Here is a 16,475-nt window from a genome sequence, read left to right as displayed (position 1 = left end):
CCGTTGCGGCGGCCACGCAATGATTGCTGGATGGCCCCGAGAATACCGCCCTCGCAGCACCAGGTCGTCCCTGCCCAGGAACTGTACGCCCCTAGCGCCCTGTTCACGTGGGCCGAGCTGCAATCGATGGCCGCGGACGGTGTGCTGACCCCGCTCTACGAGAAGAGCTTCACGCCTCCCGGCCTGGTCGTCACGCCGAGGCTTCGCGCCCGCGCGGCCGCCCTGGTGGTTCCGGACCGTATTCGCAGGAAGGTCATTGCAGGCCGCATGACGGCAGCCTGGATCTACGGTTGTGCGGATGCTCCTGAAAAACTCTCGCTCCTGGTGGATGCCAAACACCGTATATCGAGCGTGCGTTCGGCCCGTGGCTGCATCCTGCACGAAGTCCGCCTGGGCCAACTGGACGTGGTCAGCATCGGCGGCCTGCTCGTGACCAGTCCGCTCCGGACGGCCGTCGATGTGGCGCTTCACGTCGAAGCGGACCGGGCCCTGCCCGCACTGAGAATGCTGCTGTCCCAAGAGGAACTGGGCGTCCGGCTGCGCCTCGTCACCCTCGCGGTGGAGGCGTCCGCGAGGGTGCCCCACAAAAAGGCTGCCTTGCGCAAGCTCGCCGCGCTGGCTCTGAGCGCTGACCCGCCGCCGGCCGGAGCATTCCAACCCAAGGAGGCCGCGTGAGATGCTTCGATTCAGCTTCTCCTGCGGTTCCCCGTGGTCCTGTAGACGTCGAAGACGCCGTCGATCCGGCGCACAGCGCTGAGTACATGGTGCAGGTACTTCGGGTCGCCCATTTCGAAAGCGAAGCGGGAGATGGCAACCCGGTCGCTGGACGTGTGCACTGAGGCTGCGAGGATGTTGACGTGGTTTTCGGACAGCACGCGGGTGACGTCCGAGAGCAACGACTTCCGGTCCAGTGCTTCCACCTGGATCTCAACCAGGAAGACGCTGGATTGGGTCGGTGCCCACTCGACCTCGACGATGCGATCGGGCTGGTCACGGAGATCCGAGACATTCGTGCAGTCCGTGCGGTGTACGGACACGCCCGAGCCCCGGGTCACGAACCCGAGGATCGGATCGGGCGGTACGGGCGTGCAGCAGCGGGCCAGCTTCACCCAGACATCCCCGACGCCCCTGACTATGACCCCGGAGTCCGAGTACCGGGTCTTCTGGAGTTGCGAGGGAATACTCACTTCGTCGAGGTCCTCATCGGGCGTCTCATGGCCTCCGAGGTGCTCCATGAGCTTTTCCATGACGGACTGCGCCGAAGTATGACCGTCGCCCACACCGGCGTACAGGCCGGAAATGTCGACGTAGTGGAATTCCTCTGCCACCGTGGACAGGGCGTCATGCGTCATGAGCCGCTGCAAGGGCAGGTTCTGCTTGCGCATCGCCCGGGTCAGCTGGTCCTTGCCGCGCTCGATGGCCTCTTCGCGGCGTTCCTTGCTGAACCACTGGCGGATCTTGTTGCGGGCCCGGGCGCTCTTGACGAAATGCTGCCAGTCCTGGCTCGGTCCTGCGCCTTCGGCCTTGGAGGTGAAGATCTCCACCCAGTCGCCATGATTGAGTTCGCTGTTGAGCGGTACCAGCTTGCCGTTGACGCGCGCACCTATGGTCCGGTGCCCCACCTCGGTGTGGACCGCATAAGCGAAGTCCACAGGCGTCGATCCAGCCGGCAACGCCATGACTTCGCCCTTGGGGGTGAAGACGAACACCTCGCGGGCGTTGATCTCGAAACGCAGCGAATCCAGGAACTCGCCCGGATCCGACGTTTCCTGCTGCCAGTCGACCAAGGAACGCAACCAGCCCATGTCGCCGTCCTTCGGGCTCCCCGGGCCGACGGCGGTCCGGTTGGGTTGGTCCTTGTACTTCCAGTGCGCTGCGACGCCATACTCCGCGCGGCGGTGCATTTCGTGCGTGCGGATCTGGATCTCGACGGGCTTGCCACCAGGGCCGATGACCGTGGTGTGCAGGGACTGGTACATGTTGAACTTCGGCATGGCGATGTAATCCTTGAACCGCCCGGGCAGGGGGTTCCACCGCGAATGCAAGGTGCCAAGAGCCGCATAACAGTCACGGACGGAATCCACCAGGACCCGCACGCCCATGAGATCGTTGATGTCGTCGAAGTCCTTGTCCCGGACGATCATCTTTTGGTAGATCGAGTAGTAATGCTTGGGGCGGCCCGTGATTGTGGCCTTGATGCGTGCGACCCGCAGGTCTTCGGCAATCTGGTTGCGTATAACGCTCAGGCTCTTCTCGCGTTCCGGAGTGCGGTCCCCCACCATCCGGACGATCTCTTCATACACCTTCGGGTACAAGGCGGCGAAGGACAGATCCTCAAGTTCCCATTTGATGGTGTTCATGCCGAGGCGGTGGGCCAGCGGCGCAAAGATCTCCAGGGTTTCGCGTGCTTTGCGTGCGGACGACTCAGCGGAAACAAAACGCCAAGTGCGGGCATTGTGCAGGCGGTCCGCAAGCTTGATCATGAGCACGCGGATGTCCTTGGCCATGGCCACAACCATCTTGCGGACAGTCTCGGACTGCGCGGCCTCACCGAACTGGACTTTGTCGAGCTTGGTGACACCGTCCACGAGCATCGCGACTTCCGGGCCGAAATCACGGGTCAGGTCAGCGAGGGTGTAGGGAGTGTCCTCCACAGTGTCGTGCAACAGCGCGGCGGCCAGGGTTGTTCCGGTGAGCCCCAGTTCCGCGAGGATCGTGGCCACCGCCACGGGGTGCGTGATGTACGGATCGCCGCTCTTCCGCTTCTGCCCCTGGTGGCTGCGTTCGGCCACCGTGAAGGCACGTTGGATCAGATCGAGGTCTTCCTTGGGGTTGTTGGCCCTGACCGTCCGCAGCAGCGGTTCGAGGATGGGCGAATAGGTGCTCGCGCCCCGTCCGGTCAATTTCGCCAGCCTGGAGCGCGTCCGCTCGCGCCGTCCGGGGAACGTCGGGCGCACGCCCGGGCTGTCCACGGGCACACCATCCACGGTGCTGCCCGTAGCTGCAGTTGCGGTGCCGGGCACGCGGCTCAGGCCGTCCTCTCCGCCCGCCGGCGGCGCCGACGTCGTACGTTCCTCCACAAAAGCACCTCTCACGACTGACTTAATTCTCCCAGTCTATTCCCGCGGGAGACCTCTCCAAGAACCGGTACCCAGATGACGGAGCCGGGAACGAACAGGGCCGGTCACCGCTTTTCAGCGGTGACCGGCCCTTCGAAGGGAAAACGAGGCTAAACGGCCGCGGCTTCCGAGTTCGAGCTGGCAGCTGCCGCTCGTCGGGTAGCCACCTTCTTGGCTTGCTTCTGCAGCTCGGGTTCGCTCTGGCGCAGCCAGGCGTAGAGCGGAGCCGCGATGAAGATCGTCGCCGCGGTACCGATCAGGATGCCGACGAACAACGCGAGGGACAGGTCGCGGAGCGTGCCGGCGCCGAGCAGTCCGGCACCGATGAAGAGAATCGCGGCGACCGGCAATACTGCCACCATCATGGTGTTGATGGAGCGCACCAAGGTCTGGTTGACGGCGAGGTTGACCTCTTCGGCGAAAGTGCGACGGCTGGAGGTGGTGATGTCCGAGGTGTTTTCACGGATCTTGTCGAAAACCACCACGGTGTCATACAAGGAGTAACTGAGCACCGTGAGGAAGCCGATGATGGCCGACGGGGTCACCTCGAAATCGCTCAAGGAGTAGACACCCGCCGTGGTGAACATCGTCACCAGCATGCCGGCGAGGGCAGAGACAGACATCTTCCAGGTGCGGAAGTACAAAGCCATCAAGAGAGCGGCCAGGCCTACGAACACCGCGAGGCCAATGAGGGCTTGCTTGGTGACATCCTGCCCCCAGGTCGGGCCAATGAAGGTCGAGGTCACCTGGCTTTCGGTGACGCCGTAGACCTTTGCGAGGTCCGTTTTGAGCTTGACGGTCTGGTCATCGCTGAGTTTGTCCGTCTGGATACGCATGGTGTTGCCTGCGACGTTGGCGACGCGCGGAACCGCACCGGGCACGACGTCGTGGACGGCCTTCTCACCCGGGGCTGAATCGGTCGTCTTCACGTTGGAAACCGTGAACTCGGAACCGCCCCGGAAGTCGATTCCGAGGTTGTAGCCGCCCTTGACCACCGGCAGGAGGATGGAGATCGCCACTGCGACTGCGGCGATGATGAACCAGATCTTCTTGTTGGAGACGAAGTTGTAAGAGCGCTTGCCCGTGTAGAGCTCGTTGCCGAACTTTGCGAAGCTCGTGGTCATTACTTCTCCTCCTTGGTGCCGTTGGAAGAACCAGCCAGCTGGGCTTGCTTTTCGGCAAGCCGACGTTCGGCGATAGTCATGCGGCGCTCGGCTTCAGCGGCAGCACCGGTGTTGCGGGCGCGGACGACGGCGGGCTTCTCCGCCGGCGTGCGGAGCCTGCCGGCACCGAGGTAGAGCGGCACGGCGCCCAGTCGCTCGGGGTCGAGGCCTGAGAAGCGGTGTCCTTCGCCGAAGAACTTCGTCTTGGCCAGCACCTGGAGCGTCGGGTGCGTGAACATGAACACGACCAGGAGGTCCGCCAACGCGGTGAGGCCAAGGGTGAAAGCGAAGCCGCGGACGTTTCCAACAGCGACGAAATACAACACCAAGGCAGCGAGCAGGTTGACGGCCTTGGAGGCAAGGACCGTCCTCTTGGCGCGCCTCCAACCGTTCGCGACGGCGGACACGAGGCCCTTGCCCTCACGAAGTTCGTCACGGATGCGTTCGAAGTACACGATGAAGGAGTCCGCTGTTTGGCCGATGGCCACGATGAGACCTGCCACACCGGCCAAGGACAGCCGGTAGTTCTCAGTCCACCCAAGGATCGCGATCGCGAGGTAGGTGAGTCCACCGGCCACCACGAGGGAGAGGATCGTGACGAAGCCCAGGGCCCGGTACTGGAACAGCGAATAGACCACCACAAGCAGGAGCCCGATCACACCGGCCAACAGGCCAAGGCGCAACTGCTCGCCACCGAGGGTTGCGGAAATCTGCTCTTCGGACTGGATATCGAAGCTGATGGGCAACGCGCCGTAGCGAAGCTGGTCCGACAATGCCTGCGCGGACGCCTGCGTGAAGTTGCCGGTGATCTGCGGCTTGCCATCGGTGATCACGGCGAGGGCACGCGGTGCGGAAATGACCTGGTCATCCAGGACGATGGCGAACTGGGCCTTGGGGTCGTTGCCGCCCTGGGCCTGCGATGCCACGTAGAACTGGTTGAGCCGCTGCGTCACGTCCTTGAAGGTCTTGGTGGCGTTGGCGTCGAACGTGATCGTCACGCCCCATGCATTGGTCACCGAGCCCTGCGCGCCCTGGACGGGGTCGAAGGAGGACGACACGATGTCCTGGCCCTTCACCTCGACCGGGCCAAGGATGTACTTGACGGCGGGAGTCGTGGCCGTTGCCGGCTCGCAGGTCACCAGAGGCTTGGCCGGATCCGACCGCGGCTGCTTGTCCTGCGCAGGATTGGCGCAGTCCAGGGCTTCGAAGGCTTTGTAGACGTCCGCCGTGACCCAGTTGCTGTCGCTGGCGTTGGTTGGCGCAGCCGTTGGCTTGGGCAGGCTGGCATCAGGCGTCCGCGATGCCACCGGAACGGGAGCAGGATCGCCGGTGGTGATCACCGGTCGGAAGTTCATGTCGGCAGATGCCTGGATCAAGGCACGTGTTTCCGAACTTGGCGTCCCGGGAAGGCTCACCACGACGTTACGGCCGGACTGCGTGGTGATTTCCGCTTCGGCAACGCCGGAGCTGTCAACGCGCTGGCGGATAATCGCAACGGCTTGGTTCAACTGTTCTTCGTTGATGCCGGTGGATCCTTCGACCTTGGGCGCGAGGATCATTTGCGTGCCGCCCTCGAGGTCAAGCGCAAGCTTGGGAGCCCAGCTTGCGTGACCGGTGATGACGCCGCCCCCGAGGACTGCTGTCAGTACAGCGAATATTGCGACAAGCCAGATCAGCACCCTGCGGGCTGCATTTTTGTGGCCGGTTCGTGCCATGTTCGATCTTCCTGTTGATGACGGAACAGCCGCCGACGTGCACTTGTGAGCGCAGGCCGGCGGCGATTCATTGCCGTAGAGCTATTCCCGCTTGTAGAGCGGGTACGGGCTAGCTGTCCTTCTTGCCCTCGTCGTTGAGGCGCCTGAGGGTTTCCTCCGGGGTTTCCGAGGATGCCGACGCCTCGGCATCAGCGGCCGTCAGCGACGACGCGTCGTCCGGGACGTCCACCGGGGTTTCCTCGACAGGCTCAATGATTTTGGTAACGGCCTGGCGGTGCACCGTGGCGAGGTTGCCCGGTGACAGCTCAAGGACAACCTTGTTCTCAGCGTCGTCCATCGCGACAATTCGGCCGAACAGGCCGAAACTGGTCATGACCTCAACGCCGGGGGCGAACTGGGATTGCAGCTTGGCCTGCTGTTGCTGCGTCTTCTTGTTGCGGCGGAACATCATGAAGATGAAGACGCCGAGCATGGCAAACAGCAGGATTGTCATTGGATCCACAGGGAAGTTCCGTTCTTTACTTACGTTTTTGGTTTCACGGCCATGTCTGCCCGGTGGATCCGGCGGCCGTGGAGCTTTCGCCCGCGTGGCCGCACAATGCTCCGACGGGCGGGCACAGAACCAAGGACTCGAACGTGCCGAGTGTCATACCAGTCTAGAGGGTTAAGCTGAATGGATCGTGCTATCGGCCGGTGTCGATGCTTTCAGCGCCGTTTTCGCTGTCCTCGAACAGCGCGAGGGGATCCTGCCCGAACACTCCTGCCGGCACCGCATATCCAAGGTGCGTCCATGCTGACGCCATGGCGATCCGGCCGCGCGGCGTCCGGCCCAATAGGCCTTCGCGCACCAGGTACGGCTCAGCGACCGTTTCCACAGTCTCCGGCTCTTCCCCGACGGCGATTGCAAGGGTGGAGAGCCCCACGGGACCACCGTTGAACTTGAGGATCAGGGCTTCCAGCACGGCACGGTCCAAGCGGTCCAATCCACGCTGGTCCACCTCGTACATGTCCAACGCCGCGGATGCTGCACGCGCATCGATCTGTTCGATGCCGTGAACCAAAGCCCAGTCCCGGACGCGGCGCAGCAGCCGGTTGGCGATGCGCGGAGTTCCGCGGGAACGGCCCGCGATCTCGCTGAAGCCGGCGGAATTGACCTTGAGATCCAGCAGTCCGGCCGAGCGGCGCAGCACCAGTTCGAGCTCCGCCACGGAATAGAACTCCAGATGCCCTGTGAAACCAAAGCGGTCACGCAGCGGTCCAGGCAGCAATCCGGCCCTCGTGGTGGCCCCGACGAGGGTGAAGGGCGGCAACTCAAGCGGAATGGCAGTGGCGCCGGCGCCCTTGCCCACCACGATGTCCACCCGGAAGTCCTCCATGGCCATGTAGAGCATTTCCTCTGCGGGCCGGGACATCCGGTGGATTTCATCGAGGAAGAGGACTTCACCCTCCGAAAGCGAAGAGAGGATGGCCGCGAGGTCTCCGGCATGCTGGATGGCCGGCCCGCTGCTGATACGCAAGGGAGCGTTCATCTCGGCGGCGATGATCATGGAGAGCGTGGTCTTCCCGAGCCCCGGAGGGCCCGACAGCAGGACGTGGTCCGCGCTGCGGCCGCGCATCCTCGAGGCTTCCAGCACGAGCGAGAGTTGCTTGCGGACGCGGTGCTGGCCTACGAAGTCGTGGAGGTTCTTCGGGCGCAGCGCTGCCTCGATGATGCGCTCTTCGGGTTCCTCTCCCCCGGTAACGAGGGATTGCTCAGCCACGGCTGCCTACCCGGTTTCCGGCTCGGGCGCCGTCCTGCCCAAGCCAGCGAAGGGTTGCTCGCAGGATCTGGGCGACGTTGCCGGCGTCGGCGAGTTCCGGGGAATCGGCCATGGCCTTGTCGATGCTCCCGGCGGCGTCCTTTTCCGACCAGCCGAGGCTCGTCATGGCAGCTACCACCTGCGGCTTCCACACGGACTGGGCAGCGACGGCGGGGGCAGCCCCCGGAGCGGTGCCGTGGGGTACGAGCTTGCCCGCAAGCTCGAGGACGATCCGGCCGGCCACCTTCGGCCCGATGCCTGGCACCTTGGTGAATGACTTGGCGTCACCGGAATGGGCGGCGACGCGGATCGCCTCGGGCTCATGGACGGCGAGGACTGCGAGGGCCAGCCGCGGTCCCACACCGCTCACACTGAGCAGGACATCGAAAACTTCCCGTTCGTCGTCGTTCGAGAAACCAAAGAGCGTCAGGGAGTCCTCCCGGACGATCAACGAAGTGAACAGCTTCGCTTCCTCGCCGACATGCAGGTGGCTGAGGGTTTGGGGCGTGGCGTAGACGCTCATTCCGGCACCGTTGAGATCGATGACGGCCGTGGAGAGACTGACGTGTGCCACGGTTCCGCGGAGAAAACTGATCAAGACCCGGCTCCTGAAGTACTGCCCCGTGCATGCTGCGCTTGCATCCAACACGCGGGGGCTATCCGAACATATCTACGAATACCCTAGCAAGGGCCGCCGACAATTACCGGGCGCGGCGCGCTTTCGCTTCGGCTTCCGCCCATGCCCGCTGGGCCGGCGTGAGCGCGCTGCTCCCCGGTCCGGTGGTGGCAACGGCGGCGCCGCTCCCGGCCCGCCACGCGTGCGTGACGGCGAGGGCCAGCGCGTCCGCGGCGTCGGCCGGACGGGGCGGGGCGTCCAGGCGCAGGATCTTGGTGATGAGCTTGGTCACCGCCTCCTTGTTGGAGGTGCCGCTTCCCGTGACGGCGGCTTTGACTTCCGACGGCGTGTGGAGCGCCACCGGGATGCCGCGCCGCGCTGCCGCCGCGATGACCACCCCGGACGCCTGGGCCACGCCCATGACAGTGCTGACGTTCAACTGGGAGAAGACCCGTTCGACCGCAAGAACGTCTGGCTTGTACAGGTCCAGCCATTCGTCGATGGCCTTGGCGATGACCAGCAGGCGCTGGTCCAATGATTGTTCCGGGGAGGTTCCCACGACGCAGACGGCCACCATGGTGGCGCGCCTGTTCCGTTCGACGTCGACCACTCCGATGCCGCAACGGGTGAGGCCCGGATCGACTCCTAGTACGCGAAGAGTCAAGTCCGGGCCTCCCTGTTGGTTGTCAGGCTATGTCGCAAAAAGCATTACTCGGCTTCGAGCGCAGCCTGGACTTCCTCGCTCATGTCCGCGTTGGTGTAGACGTTCTGCACGTCGTCGAGATCCTCGAGGGCGTCGACGAGCTTCATGAACTTCTTGGCACCGTCGAGGTCAAGCGGTACCTGCATGGACGGGACGAATTCAGCTTCGTCCGTCTCGTATTCGATGCCGGCTTCCTTGAGGGCTTCGCGGATGGCCTGCAGATCGGTGGGTTCCGAGTGGATTTCCCAGTTGTCGCCGCTGTCCTTGACTTCCTCGGCGCCTGCGTCGAGCACGGCCATCAGGATGTCGTCTTCGCTGAGACCGTTCTTGGGCAGGTTGACGACGCCCTTGCGGGTGAAGAGGTAGCTCACGGAGCCGGGGTCGGCGATGGTGCCGCCGTTGCGGGAGATGGCCAGCCGGACCTCGGAGGCGGCACGGTTCTTGTTGTCCGTGAGGCACTCGATCAGGAGGGCTGAACCCTGCGGGCCGCGGGCTTCGTACATGATTTCCGTGTAGTCGACCACTTCGCCGGTGAGCCCGGCTCCGCGCTTGATGGCGCGGTCGATGTTGTCAGCGGGGACCGACGTCTTCTTGGCTTTGGTTACGGCTAGTTCCAGGCTCGGGTTGCCGGCAAGGTCCGGTCCGCCCATGCGGGCCGCTACTTCGATGTTCTTGATCAGTTTGGCGAACGACTTGGCCCGGCGGCTATCGAGGATGGCCTTCTTGTGCTTGGTCGTCGCCCATTTGGAGTGGCCTGACATGCTTTAAACTTCCCCTCTGATCATTCGAATAAACAATTCATGCACGCGCTTCTCCCCAGTCACTTCCGGGTGGAAGGAGGTGGCCAGCAACCGACCTGAGCGCACTGCAACAATTCTAGCCAACCCGTGCAAAGTGTCCGTGTGGCTGGCTTTTCCCGGTTCCACCTGGGCAAGGATTTCGACGCCCGGACCGACGCGCTCCACCCATGGCCCCCGGATGAAGACGGCATGGACGGGGTCGACTCCGGACTCGCCGGCGCTGAACTCGAGGCCCTTGAAGTCAAGGTCGGTTTCGAAAGACTCACGCTGCCGGCCGAACGCGTTGCGGCGGACCGTGATGTCCAACCCGCCGAAAGTCTGCTGCGGATTCCCGGCGAGGTCCGTGGCGGGATCGGCGATGTCGTCTGCCAGGAGGATCATTCCGGCGCAGGACCCATAGACCGGCAGCCCGGACGCGATCTGCTTACGGATCGGATCCGCGAGTTCGAAGATCCGCGCCAGCTTGTCGATGGTGGTGGACTCGCCGCCGGGAATGATGAGGCCGTCAATGTCGTCGAGTTCCGCCGGACGCCGGATGCCGACGCCGGTGGCGCCGGCCGCTTCGACGGCGTGGATGTGCTCACGAAAATCGCCTTGTAGTGCGAGGACGCCGATGCGCAGGCCCGTGCCCACGCTTGATGACGCCTCGGAAGGGGGATTGGTCATTCGACCATCATAATGCGCCGCCGCTGCAGGCCTTGCCCCGGTGGTGGCACTGCAGGCTTGCGGCACGTGGTTTATGCACCAACTGGGATATATTACAGAGCATGTTTTCGTTCACCGTTCCGCTCGGCAAGCTGGTCCGTGCTGTGTCCCGGCTTCGCGGCGGGGGTTCGGCTTTGCCGGGCCTCGTGGTCGAGAAGATCGACCCCGGCTTCATGCAGAGGACGCTGTCCTCGCTCCCCCACGGTGTGGCTGTGGTGAGCGGGACCAACGGCAAGACCACCACCACCAAAATGGTCGTGGAACTCCTGGAAAGCCAAGGCCTCAAGGTCTTCACCAACCGGACGGGCAGCAACTTCACCCGGGGAGTGGCAGCTGCGCTCCTGGGTGAGGTGGACTGGCGCGGCAGGCTGGACGCCGACGTCGCGGTGTTGGAACTCGACGAGGCCCATGCCGTGCATTTCGTGAACAAAGTGCCGCCGCGCTACTGCCTTCTCCTCAACGTCCTGCGGGACCAGCTGGACCGCTTCGGCGAAATCGACGCCACCGCGTTGCTTCTCCAGCGCATCGCCGAGCGAACTACAGGCACCGTGGTCTTGAACCGCGAGGATCCCCGGGTCGCCCGTATCGCAGCAGCCGTCAGCGGCCCCGAGGTGCTCTACTTCGGATTGGACCAATCGCTCCGCAGCACCTTCCCGAACGACGACGACATGCGGGCCGCGGCTCCGGGAACCAGACCCCTCGGTAACGTGCCCGCCTCCCCGGAGGCCGACGTCGTACTCCGCCGGGTGGGTGCCGACGACGCCGACTTCGAGTTCGACGGAACCCGCGTCGCGACCCACATGAAGCTCCGCGGCGTCTACAACATCTTCAATGCAGCCGCCGCCTTGGTTCTGGCCAGGAGCATCACCGGGGCAAGCGGCAGGCCCGGCGATGCCGCGAAGCTCGTCAAGGCGCTCTCCGAGGTGGCTCCGGCGTTCGGCCGCGGGGAAAGCCTGACGGTGGATGGCCAGCCTCTTGAGTTGGTCCTGGTGAAGAACCCGAGTGGTTTCCGCCTGGGCCTCAAGTCCTTCCCGGCGAAGGGCTACGCGTCCATGATTGCCATCAACGACAACTACGCCGACGGCCGCGACATGTCGTGGCTCTGGGACGTTGAGTTCGACTCCCTGCGCGAGGATGGCGTCGAAGTCCTCACCGGTGTCCGTGCCTACGACATGGCCCTGCGCCTGCAGTACGACGAGGTCCGTTTCGGTTCAGTGAACACCGACATCCCTGCGGCGTTGGCTGAATTCATCCGGGGCTCGGCCGGCAAGCCGAAACGCGTGTTCTGCACCTACACCGCGATGTTGGCCATCCGGCGCGAACTCTCCAAAATCACCACAGTAGAGGTGGTCTCATGACCCCGGCCGAAGACACCGCCCCCCACGCCAGCAAGGGCACCATCCGGGTCCTGCAGTTGTACCCCCGTGAGATGAACATCTACGGGGACTGGGGAAACGCGCTCGTCTTGCGGCAGCGCCTGCTTTGGCACGGCTACACGCCTGAACTCCTTGAATACAACGTGGGTGACGACTTTCCCGAGGATGTCGACCTCATTGTGGGCGGCGGCGGGCAGGACAGCGGCCAGGTAGTCATCCAGGAAGATCTCCAGGCACGCGCCGAGCAACTCCGCGAGATGGCCGAGGACGGAACGCCCATGCTGGTTATTTGCGGGCTCTACCAACTCTTCGGCAAGTTTTTCAAGACGAAGAGCGGCCCTGTCATCCCGGGCATCGGCATCCTTGACGTCGAGACGGTCGGCACCGACGAGCGCCTCATCGGGAATGTCACCCTCACCTCGTCCGAGTTCGGGGAAATCCTCGGCTACGAGAACCACAGCGGACAAACCTCGCTGGGCCCCGGTGTCGAGCCCCTCGGCACCGTGTCCAAAGGTGCCGGCAACAACAGCAAGGACAACCACGAGGGTGCCAGGCACCGGAATGTTGTTGCCAGCTACTTGCACGGTTCCTTGTTGCCCAAGAATCCTGCCATCGCCGATTTCCTGATCCGAACCGCCGTCGAACGCAAGTACGGTACTTTCGTCCCCGGAACGCCCGACGACGACTTTGCCCGCCTCGCGCGCGAACATGCGGCGCGGCGACCGCGCTAACACGAGGAAAAGCGTTGTGGGCGGGGATCTCGCATGAAAGGGTTGCTTCATGACGAACCCTCTCTTGGAGCCGAGCACCCTTCCCTTCGGATTGCCGCCCTTCGCAACGATCCAGGACAACCACTACGCCGAAGCCGTTGAAGCGGGCCTCGCTGAGCATCTGGCCGAGATCCAGTCCATCGTGGACAATCCGGAGCCTGCATCCTTCGAAAACACGGCGGTGGCGATGGAACGCTCCGGCCGGCTGCTGGAGCGGGCCGCCGCAGCCTTCTTCACCCTGGTTTCCGCCGACGCCTCCGACGCCATCCGGGAACTCGAAACCGGGCTGTCTCCCCGTTTCGCGAGCCACCAGGACGCTGTCTACCTCAATCGCGGACTGTACGAACGTTTCGCAGCCGTGGACACCTCGGGCCTCGATGACGAATCCCTCCGGCTGGTCCAGGAGTACCTCCGGGAATTCCGCCAGTCGGGGATCCACCTTGATCCGGCTGACCAGGAAAAGCTCAAAAGCCTCAATGCGGAACTCTCCCGTTTGGGAACGGAGTACGGGCAACGCGTCAAGGAAGCCATGAAGGACGCCGCGCTTGTGGTGGAGGACGCCACGGAACTTACGGGCCTCCCTGCGGACGACATTGCCAGTGCCGCGGAGGCAGCACGCACTGCCGGGCACGAGGGGAAATACGTCCTGACCCTCATACAGCCGAGCAACCAGCCTGCTCTGGCTTCTTTGCAGAACCGCGAGCTTCGCCGTCGCCTGTATGAGGCATCCATTGCGCGAGGCAGCGACGGCGGCAGCCTGGACGTCATGGAACTGGCGAAGGCGATGGTGCGTTTGAGGGCCGAGAAGGCGGGCCTGCTCGGGTTCGGCAACTACGCCGAACTCGTCCTGGAACGCCAGACTGCCCCTGATTTCGCGGCCGTACAGACGATGCTGAACCGCCTCGCCCCTGCCGCTATCCGCAACGCCGACGCCGAAGCGGCTGCCTTGGCGGCGAGTGCGGGGCACCCGTTGGAAGCGTGGGACTGGGCGTACTACTCCTCGAAGGTCCGGAGGGAGCAGTATGAGGTGGACGAACAGCTGCTGCGGCCCTATTTCGAATTGGACCGGGTACTCGTGGACGGCGTGTTCTTCGCAGCTACGAGCCTCTTCGGGATTACTTTCCACGAGCGGAAAACCCTTGAGGGGTACCACCCCGACGTCCGCGTTTGGGAGGTACGGAACGAGGACGGCTCCGAGCTCGGCCTTTTCCTGGGCGACTACTACGCGCGGGACTCCAAGCGAGGCGGCGCCTGGATGAACTCGCTCGTCGAACAATCAGCACTGCTGGGGACCAAGCCGGTGGTCATCAACAACCTGAACATCTCCAAACCGCCGGCCGGAGAACCGACACTGCTCACCCTGGACGAAGTCCGCACCACGTTCCACGAGTTCGGCCATGCCCTGCACGGGCTCTTCTCCAACGTCACGTATCCGCGGTTCTCCGGAACCTCGGTCCCCCGGGACTTCGTCGAGTATCCGTCGCAGGTCAACGAGATGTGGATCATGTGGCCGGAAATCATCGGCAACTACGCGCGCCACTACGCCACCGGAGAGCCGCTCCCCCAAGACACCATTGACCGCCTCAACGAGTCCAGGCTCTGGGGCGAGGGTTTCGCCACCACCGAGTACCTCGGCGCAGCCCTCCTGGACCTGGCCTGGCATGTCCTGGACGTGGACGGTGTTCCGCAGGATGCTCAGGACTTCGAGGCCAAGGCATTGGCAGCCGCAGGCGTGGCGCACTCCCTCATACCGCCCCGGTACCGCACGGGGTATTTCCAGCACATCTTCGCCGGGGACTTCTACGCTGCCGGGTACTACTCCTACATCTGGAGTGAAGTGCTGGACGCGGAAACGGTGGACTGGTTCACGGAAAACGGCGGGCTGCTGCGCGAGAACGGCGAACGATTCCGCTCGGAGCTGCTCTCCCGTGGCAACAGCCGGGATCCGCTGGAATCCTTCCGCACGCTCCGTGGCCGCGATGCCGCCCTCGATCCGCTCCTGAAGCGTCGCGGCCTCCAGTAGCGTGGCCGGCCGACCCAACTGACTCGCAGTAGTTGTCGTTTTGGAGCCTCAGAACGACAACAACTGCGAGTCAGTTGGGTTAACGCACGACGCCGGTCGGTCACCGAAAAGGCGACCGGCCGGCGTCGTACTAAGCCGCACTGCATTGAGGCGGGCACTGATCCGGCAGCGTGCGTAAAAGGGCCCCCGCCCGGAGTCGCGGCAAAGCCGCGGCAGCGAAACGCGGGGAATAGCACGCAGAGGATCGGGGCCTGCCTGCCCGCCAACCGGGAGCGGGGAATAGCGCGCCGAGGATCAGCGCCGTCCGGTGCACCAACCAAGCGCGCAGACATCCGCGCCGTCCGGCGCGCCAACAGAGCGCGCCGGTTAACTGGGATTTACCAGCCGCGCTCGGCGAGGCGGTGGGGTTCGGGGATTTCCTCGACGTTGATGCCCACCATGGCTTCGCCCAGGCCGCGGGAGACCTTGGCGATGACGTCGGGGTCGTCGAAGAAGGTGGTGGCCTTCACGACGGCGGCGGCACGCTGGGCCGGGTTGCCGGACTTGAAGATGCCCGAGCCGACGAACACGCCGTCCGCGCCGAGCTGCATCATCATGGCAGCGTCGGCCGGGGTGGCGATGCCGCCGGCGGTGAAGAGGACGACGGGGAGCTTGCCGGTGGCGGCGATTTCCTTGACGAGTTCGTACGGTGCCTGCAGTTCCTTGGCCGCGACGTAGAGTTCGTCCTCGGGCAGGGTGGAGAGGCGGAGGATCTCGGCGCGGATCTGTCGCATGTGGGTGGTGGCGTTGGAGACGTCGCCTGTGCCGGCCTCGCCCTTGGAGCGGATCATGGCCGCGCCCTCGTTGATGCGGCGCAGCGCCTCGCCGAGGTTGGTGGCACCACAGACGAAGGGAACGGTGAAGTTCCACTTGTCGATGTGGTGGGTGTAGTCGGCGGGGGTCAGGACCTCGGACTCGTCGATGTAGTCAACACCGAGGGACTGCAGGACCTGTGCCTCGACGAAGTGCCCGATCCGGGCCTTGGCCATGACGGGGATGGACACGGCGGCGATGATCTGGTCGATCATGTCCGGGTCCGACATGCGGGACACGCCGCCCTGGGCGCGGATGTCGGCGGGAACGCGCTCGAGCGCCATGACGGCCACGGCACCGGCATCTTCGGCGATGCGGGCCTGCTCGACGTTGACGACGTCCATGATGACGCCGCCCTTGAGCATCTCGGCCATGCCGCGCTTGACGCGGTTGCTGCCCGTAACGCTGGCTGCGGACGAACCGGCTTCGTTGCTTACATCAGGTGTAGACACAAAAACCCCTATGGGTAGATAGAAGACCTTGGCCGGGGGCGCAGGCGGACAGGGGCCACACACAGCGCGCACCGGATTTCCAGGTCACATTGACCAAGTAACTTCAATACTAGTCCCCTGCGCTGTGCCCGTCGTACTTGGTTACCCGCCTCTGCCACGCAGTTCCGCCGGCACCGGCGGGGCTTCGCGCAGCGGGTGATATGGGTCCCGCGTGTCGCGGATACTTCAGGTGCATTGACGGCAGCGGATTGGTTGACGATGCAAAGGCGCAGGAATCTGTCTTCGGCAATTGTGAGGGCAACACCGGGCCGGTCGCGGAGGCGATCCGGGTTCATTGGGAGCTCAACAGCTAGTACTTGGGACGTGTTTTCCTTGTTTTCGC

14 protein-coding genes are annotated in these 16,475 nt (G+C 64.1%); 4 read left to right on the top strand and 10 right to left on the bottom strand.

Features of this window, described 5'->3' with window-relative positions; genetic code table 11:
• Positions 1–30: 30 nt before the first annotated feature.
• A complete protein-coding gene (locus BMF89_RS20950) occupies positions 31–675 on the top strand; it encodes a type IV toxin-antitoxin system AbiEi family antitoxin (protein ID WP_078108976.1) in 645 nt (214 codons plus the stop codon).
• An 11-nt stretch (positions 676–686) separates the two neighbouring features.
• On the opposite strand, the gene BMF89_RS20945 is transcribed toward BMF89_RS20950, so the two are convergent.
• The 9 genes from BMF89_RS20945 to pdxT all read right to left on the bottom strand — a co-directional run bounded on the left by BMF89_RS20945 (position 687) and on the right by pdxT (position 10,581).
• On the bottom strand, positions 687–3,080 hold the full coding sequence (locus BMF89_RS20945) for a bifunctional (p)ppGpp synthetase/guanosine-3',5'-bis(diphosphate) 3'-pyrophosphohydrolase (RefSeq protein ID WP_078108975.1): 2,394 nt from the start codon (positions 3,078–3,080) through the stop codon (positions 687–689).
• A 149-nt stretch (positions 3,081–3,229) separates the two neighbouring features.
• Positions 3,230–4,243 carry a protein translocase subunit SecF gene (gene secF / locus BMF89_RS20940; RefSeq protein WP_078108974.1) on the bottom strand — a complete coding sequence of 338 codons (1,014 nt, stop codon included), beginning with the start codon at positions 4,241–4,243 and terminating at the stop codon, positions 3,230–3,232.
• Positions 4,243–5,997, bottom strand: a complete 1,755-nt coding sequence (gene secD / locus BMF89_RS20935; RefSeq protein WP_078108973.1) for a protein translocase subunit SecD — start codon at positions 5,995–5,997, stop codon at positions 4,243–4,245. The genes secF and secD overlap by 1 nt, the downstream gene beginning before the upstream one ends.
• 109 nt (positions 5,998–6,106) lie before the next feature.
• The gene (yajC, locus tag BMF89_RS20930; protein ID WP_078108972.1) at positions 6,107–6,490 is read right to left on the bottom strand and encodes a preprotein translocase subunit YajC; all 384 of its coding nucleotides are present in this window, start codon (positions 6,488–6,490) and stop codon (positions 6,107–6,109) included.
• A gap of 190 nt (positions 6,491–6,680) precedes the next feature.
• Positions 6,681–7,757, bottom strand: a complete 1,077-nt coding sequence (gene ruvB, locus BMF89_RS20925) for a Holliday junction branch migration DNA helicase RuvB (protein ID WP_078108971.1) — start codon at positions 7,755–7,757, stop codon at positions 6,681–6,683.
• A complete protein-coding gene (ruvA, locus tag BMF89_RS20920) occupies positions 7,750–8,394 on the bottom strand; it encodes a Holliday junction branch migration protein RuvA (protein ID WP_078108970.1) in 645 nt (214 codons plus the stop codon). The genes ruvB and ruvA overlap by 8 nt, the downstream gene beginning before the upstream one ends.
• A gap of 103 nt (positions 8,395–8,497) precedes the next feature.
• The gene (gene ruvC / locus BMF89_RS20915) at positions 8,498–9,076 is read right to left on the bottom strand and encodes a crossover junction endodeoxyribonuclease RuvC (RefSeq protein ID WP_078108969.1); all 579 of its coding nucleotides are present in this window, start codon (positions 9,074–9,076) and stop codon (positions 8,498–8,500) included.
• Positions 9,077–9,120: 44 nt separating this feature from the next.
• A complete protein-coding gene (locus tag BMF89_RS20910) occupies positions 9,121–9,876 on the bottom strand; it encodes a YebC/PmpR family DNA-binding transcriptional regulator (RefSeq protein WP_078108968.1) in 756 nt (251 codons plus the stop codon).
• Between the two features lie 3 nt (positions 9,877–9,879).
• Positions 9,880–10,581: a pyridoxal 5'-phosphate synthase glutaminase subunit PdxT gene (gene pdxT / locus BMF89_RS20905; RefSeq protein WP_078108967.1), complete on the bottom strand. Its 702-nt coding sequence runs from the start codon at positions 10,579–10,581 to the stop codon at positions 9,880–9,882.
• 101 nt (positions 10,582–10,682) lie between these two features.
• On the opposite strand from pdxT, the gene BMF89_RS20900 reads away from it, so the two are divergent.
• Genes BMF89_RS20900 through BMF89_RS20890 form a run of 3 tightly spaced genes read left to right on the top strand, consistent with a single transcriptional unit; the run spans position 10,683 to position 14,789 of the window.
• On the top strand, positions 10,683–11,978 hold the full coding sequence (locus tag BMF89_RS20900; RefSeq protein ID WP_078108966.1) for a Mur ligase family protein: 1,296 nt from the start codon (positions 10,683–10,685) through the stop codon (positions 11,976–11,978).
• Complete coding sequence (locus BMF89_RS20895; protein ID WP_078108965.1) at positions 11,975–12,727, top strand: glutamine amidotransferase; 753 nt, start codon at positions 11,975–11,977, stop codon at positions 12,725–12,727. The genes BMF89_RS20900 and BMF89_RS20895 overlap by 4 nt, the downstream gene beginning before the upstream one ends.
• A 49-nt stretch (positions 12,728–12,776) precedes the next feature.
• Positions 12,777–14,789, top strand: a complete 2,013-nt coding sequence (locus tag BMF89_RS20890; protein ID WP_078108964.1) for a M3 family metallopeptidase — start codon at positions 12,777–12,779, stop codon at positions 14,787–14,789.
• 377 nt (positions 14,790–15,166) lie between these two features.
• On the opposite strand, the gene pdxS is transcribed toward BMF89_RS20890, so the two are convergent.
• The gene (pdxS, locus tag BMF89_RS20885; RefSeq protein WP_078108963.1) at positions 15,167–16,093 is read right to left on the bottom strand and encodes a pyridoxal 5'-phosphate synthase lyase subunit PdxS; all 927 of its coding nucleotides are present in this window, start codon (positions 16,091–16,093) and stop codon (positions 15,167–15,169) included.
• Between the last annotated feature and the right edge of the window lie 382 nt (positions 16,094–16,475).

This window comes from Arthrobacter sp. SRS-W-1-2016 (assembly GCF_002009585.1).
Taxonomy (GTDB): Bacteria; Actinomycetota; Actinomycetes; order Actinomycetales; family Micrococcaceae; genus Arthrobacter; species Arthrobacter bambusae_A.
This window is presented reverse-complemented; position numbering and strand designations above follow the sequence as displayed.

Coding starts and splice junctions, on each gene's coding strand:
- BMF89_RS20950 (WP_078108976.1), top strand. CDS start 31: ATGGCCCCGAGAATACCGCCCTCGCAGCACCAGGTCGTCCCTGCCCAG.
- secF (WP_078108974.1), bottom strand. CDS start 4,243: ATGACCACGAGCTTCGCAAAGTTCGGCAACGAGCTCTACACGGGCAAG.
- secD (WP_078108973.1), bottom strand. CDS start 5,997: ATGGCACGAACCGGCCACAAAAATGCAGCCCGCAGGGTGCTGATCTGG.
- yajC (WP_078108972.1), bottom strand. CDS start 6,490: ATGACAATCCTGCTGTTTGCCATGCTCGGCGTCTTCATCTTCATGATG.
- BMF89_RS20910 (WP_078108968.1), bottom strand. CDS start 9,876: ATGTCAGGCCACTCCAAATGGGCGACGACCAAGCACAAGAAGGCCATC.
- pdxT (WP_078108967.1), bottom strand. CDS start 10,581: ATGACCAATCCCCCTTCCGAGGCGTCATCAAGCGTGGGCACGGGCCTG.
- BMF89_RS20900 (WP_078108966.1), top strand. CDS start 10,683: ATGTTTTCGTTCACCGTTCCGCTCGGCAAGCTGGTCCGTGCTGTGTCC.
- BMF89_RS20895 (WP_078108965.1), top strand. CDS start 11,975: ATGACCCCGGCCGAAGACACCGCCCCCCACGCCAGCAAGGGCACCATC.
- BMF89_RS20890 (WP_078108964.1), top strand. CDS start 12,777: ATGACGAACCCTCTCTTGGAGCCGAGCACCCTTCCCTTCGGATTGCCG.